Genomic DNA, 2409 nt, shown 5'->3' with positions numbered 1-2409 from the left:
ACGAGCGCCAGCGCCGTCAGGGTGGATTTCAGAAAGGATGTGATCGACATGCGTGCCTCTGCTCTCGGATGGTGTGCTACAGAAATCAATATAGCGCAGTTCGGGGCGGGCTTCACGCATGCGCGGCGTGGCGCGGCGTGCGGCCTTACAGGTGAAAGTCGCCCGCGGCCTCGGGCTGGTACAGCACCTTCCCGATCCGGATACGGCGGGTCCGGTGCATCGTGCGCCAATGGAAGCTGTCACCCTCCCGGTAGCCCAGGATGGCGGTGCCGATGTCGGAGAAGACCGAGAGCTTGCCGGCGCGGTCATCCGCGTCCTCCGGATAGACCAGGGACACCTCCATTTCGTCGTCGTCCAGTTGCACCAGCGCGCGGGTGTTCATCGTGACGACATCCTGCGCCACCTGGTGCGGATCGACGACGATGGCCCGCTCGATCTCGTGCTCGAGCTCGTACACGGATGAGGGGTGTTCGAAGGCGAGCAGGCTCTTGAGCCGGGCCTTGTCGATTTCATTGATGTGGATGTCGGTGACGTGATCGGCAGGGTTTTCGCGCAGGAGCCGCAGGTAGCGCTCGGCCGTCATGCCCAGGGACTTCAGGGCCGGCGTCTGCTTCTCCAGCACGAAGCCGCAGTGCTCGAAGGCCTTGAGCGAGCGCCTGTTCTCGGCGTGGATCTTGGCGATCAGCTTCTCGGCCCGCATGTCGAAGAAGGCGAGCTTCATGCCTTCGCGGATGGTGCTGGTGCCGAGCTTGCGGCCCCAGTTGTCGCGGTTGCCGATGACCAGAACCATTTCGCAGTCCGGACCCTTTTTGACCAGGCGCACGAAACCCACGGGCACGTCGTCCCGGTCGTAGGCCATGAAGAAGCGGCCGCCCTGGTTGAACAGATGGGTCAGGAGGGGCAACTGGACGCGCTGGACGACCTGCTCGATAAAGCGGGAGACGTGGCGTGAATCGCTCAGGTAGCGGGTGACATGCTCGTCTTCCAGCCAGTCCATGAGGATCAGGGCGTCTGACCGGGTGATCTCGGGGCACAGGGAAATGAAAGGCTTGTTCATCTTTACCACGCTTGGTTACAAGAATGAAAGCCCTCCACGGCTGTGGCCATGACGGTTCTTTCGGCGGACGGGTCGATTTTAGGACGACCCCGGCAACGGTGCTGGCGTCGGGGTCATGGTGACCGCGTCAGGCTGGCTCGGGCAGGCCGCTGAGCAGCCAGTTGCGAAAGACGAACAGCGGCGGAAACTGCGCCTTGTGTGGCGGGTAGCTCAGCACATAGGAGGTGCCCACGGACAGCGGCTGGCTGTCCAGCGGCTGCAGGCGCCCCGCGGCGATGTCGGACTCCACGAGCAAACGCGGGACCAGCGCGATGCCCAGGTGGTTGAGGGCGGCGGCAATCACCATGTCGAAATAGTCGAAGCGCATGTAGCTCGTGTGCACGTGCTGCGGCATGCCATTGACGACGAACCACTTGTTCCAGATCTCCGGCCGTGCCGCCTCGACCAGCAGGCGTTTGTCGGCCAGGTCCCGTGCCGTGCGCACATGGTGGTCGGCGATCCACTGGGGGGAGCCGACCGCGATGAAATTCTCGCTGCCGATCTTGTGCGAGATCATCTCGGGCTGGATCTCCGAATCGACCATCAATATGGCGTCGCAGGGCGTCTGTGTGGTCGCGAAATCCATGCTCGGGCGCGTGAGCTGGATGGCGATGTTCGGGTGCTCGTCGGTGAACGAGGACAGCCTGGGGATCAGCCAGCGGCTGGCCAGGGCCGGCAGCACGCCCAGCACCAGCGCCGTGGGCTCGCTGGTCGAAGCCTGCTCCATGGCCACGAGGAACTGATCGAGGATGCTGCGCACCTGAACGGCGATGGAGCGCCCGATGTCGGTGAGTTCGATGCGCTGCGCGGTGCGCTTGAACAGTTGCACCTGGATCTGGTCCTCCAGGGCCTTGACCTGCCGGCTGACCGCTCCCTGGGTCAGGTGGAGCTCCTTGGCGGCCTCCGTGAAACTGCCCAGCCGTGCCGCGGCCTCGAAGGCGGTCATGGCCCCCATGGACGGCAACCGCTTTCTGTTGACCGTGAGCGGGAGGAGGGGTTTGGGGTGTTCGATCATGGGAAAACAGTAGCACAGGCGTGCCACGTCGAGCGTGGTGCCGGTCGGGGCGCTCAAGGGCATGGTGGACCAGTTCGTCGAAATCTCGCGCAACCGCCTGTCCGGCCGGGGCGACAAGGTGGCGGAAGACCCGGCCGTGTCGCTGGCCGTCGCACAGGCGCTGATCACGGAGGAAGACGTGAAGTCGGCGATGCACCGCAGCTTTGCGACGCTGTACGACTGGATCGAGAAAGGCAACCTCGCCCACTGGCAGACCCGGCGGCAGTACCGCTTCCAGGGCAGCTACGGCCCCAAGCGC

At 64.4% G+C, this 2409-nt stretch carries 3 protein-coding genes; 1 reads left to right on the top strand and 2 read right to left on the bottom strand.

From position 1 onward, the window contains the following. Positions 1 to 145 precede the first annotated feature (145 nt). Both PHQ87_RS14620 and PHQ87_RS14615 read right to left on the bottom strand, forming a co-directional pair. On the bottom strand, positions 146 to 1057 hold the full coding sequence (locus tag PHQ87_RS14620; RefSeq protein WP_300235907.1) for a bifunctional GNAT family N-acetyltransferase/nucleoside diphosphate kinase regulator: 912 nt from the start codon (positions 1055 to 1057) through the stop codon (positions 146 to 148). Positions 1058 to 1184: 127 nt separating this feature from the next. Further along, positions 1185 to 2168 carry a LysR substrate-binding domain-containing protein gene (locus PHQ87_RS14615; RefSeq protein ID WP_300235904.1) on the bottom strand — a complete coding sequence of 328 codons (984 nt, stop codon included), beginning with the start codon at positions 2166 to 2168 and terminating at the stop codon, positions 1185 to 1187. 4 nt (positions 2169 to 2172) lie between these two features. Between PHQ87_RS14615 and PHQ87_RS14610 the strand changes: the two genes are divergently transcribed. Further along, positions 2173 to 2409 (top strand): hypothetical protein (locus PHQ87_RS14610; RefSeq protein WP_300235901.1); only part of this gene is annotated, 237 nt, incomplete at its 3' end.

This window comes from Hydrogenophaga sp. (assembly GCF_028698005.1).
Taxonomy (GTDB): domain Bacteria; phylum Pseudomonadota; class Gammaproteobacteria; order Burkholderiales; family Burkholderiaceae_C; genus Hydrogenophaga.
This window is presented reverse-complemented; position numbering and strand designations above follow the sequence as displayed.

Coding starts and splice junctions, on each gene's coding strand:
- PHQ87_RS14620 (WP_300235907.1), bottom strand. CDS start 1,057: ATGAACAAGCCTTTCATTTCCCTGTGCCCCGAGATCACCCGGTCAGAC.